1 protein-coding gene and 1 pseudogene are annotated in these 1,382 nt (G+C 56.6%); both read right to left on the bottom strand.

Annotated elements, in window-relative coordinates; translation table 11 throughout:
* On the bottom strand, nucleotides 1-1,024 hold a 1,024-nt coding region (locus tag KTQ90_RS13345; RefSeq protein ID WP_217318830.1), incomplete at its 3' end, for a fimbrillin family protein.
* Nucleotides 1,025-1,087: 63 nt separating this feature from the next.
* A pseudogene (locus KTQ90_RS13340) lies at nucleotides 1,088-1,382 on the bottom strand (fimbrillin family protein); the annotation flags it as partial.

The following is a 1,382-nucleotide window of genomic DNA, read 5'->3' as shown; positions in this document are numbered from 1 at the left end:
CGAACAGACCCACAAATTGGTCATTTGTCGTAACGGTCAGCCCCTTGATGGTATGACCGCCACCGTCGAAGGTGCCAGTGTATTTGTTGCTGTAGCCTGTGCCTATCGGCGTCCATTCTTTGCCCGTCAGGTCAATGTCTTTGTCGAGGGTAATGTTAATGTCGGTCTTACCTCCGTTCACTAATTCGGCTACATTCATCAGGCCATCGGCGGAGGTTACGGTGTAGCTGCCGTCGCTCTCTATGGTATAGCCCAGGTCTTTTGCCGCTGCGAGGGAGATGGTGTAGGTATATTCACCGCCCGCCTGCCAGTCGGTAGCATTCTTCATCTTATAAACGAAGGTCTTGCCGTTAGTGAATGTGCAGGTAATGAAGGTCGTTCCAGTTGCCACACTTTGCGGGGCTACAATGGCGGTGTAGGTGTTGCTGCCCTTGTCATACGGGGTGATTATATCCGGGTTGTCGCCTTCGGTGGAGAGACCCGTCAGCTTCACGGATGCCAGCCCCTCGGTGTAGTCCGTCAGAACGATGGTCACCCGCGCCGTGCGGTGGGTGAAGCGGAGCGTGGGGCTACCGTAGGTCACCGTCTGCCCGTCGGCTACGATGAGGTCGCTGCCCTCAAAGTCTTTTTGGGCACTTTGGTTGGCTTTTACCTTTACCGCAGGCGGAGTTGTCTCGCCAGCGGTGTAGGGCCACCACGCTGTGACGGTGATGTCGTTGTGGTTGGTCCAGTAGTACGGGTCGGTGGAGGTCAGCGTGGCGCTGGTGAGATCGACGGTGGAGGGCGTCACGTTGTACGTCTTCACCGTGCCGTCCATCAGGACTGCCACGCTCTGCACACCCTCCCAATTGCCATCCACAGGGGCACGGGTGCCGGCGATGGCTGTCGCGGCGGGATTCAGCACCGTGGCGGTGAAGACGATGGGGGTGCCTTCCGCCCCTTCCGGTAGGAAGCCCGCTTCGTCCTGCGTGCAGGCGGCGAGTGAGAGGGCGAGCGCTGCAAGTGCAAAAAATCTTATCCTCATAATATCTGTTATTTTATTACTCTGGTTGTTTCCGTTGCGGGCAGAACTTTTCCGCCCGACGGTTTACTGCTTCATCAAGGTAGGCAATGCTCCTTTAAGTTCGTAACGCCACCTTGAGCCTGCGTTCTGCAAGGCGGTGTTCATGGCATCGACGGCTTTCTGCCAGGTAACGACAGAGCCGTCCACCTTCGTGGCTCCGGTGCTTTCCCTATTGTAGCCGATGCCTTGTTCATGATTGTTCTTCCAATAGCCGGCGGTCACGGTGGTGTAGTTATTTCCCAAAAAGCCGCCGATATGTACTTTGCCAGTGCTACTACCCGTACTGGTTACGTTGCCCGTGGCATAGCAGGCAAGGAGG

Origin of the sequence: Leyella stercorea (genome assembly GCF_019052365.1) — a bacterium.
Classification (GTDB): Bacteria; Bacteroidota; Bacteroidia; order Bacteroidales; family Bacteroidaceae; genus Prevotella.
This window is presented reverse-complemented; position numbering and strand designations above follow the sequence as displayed.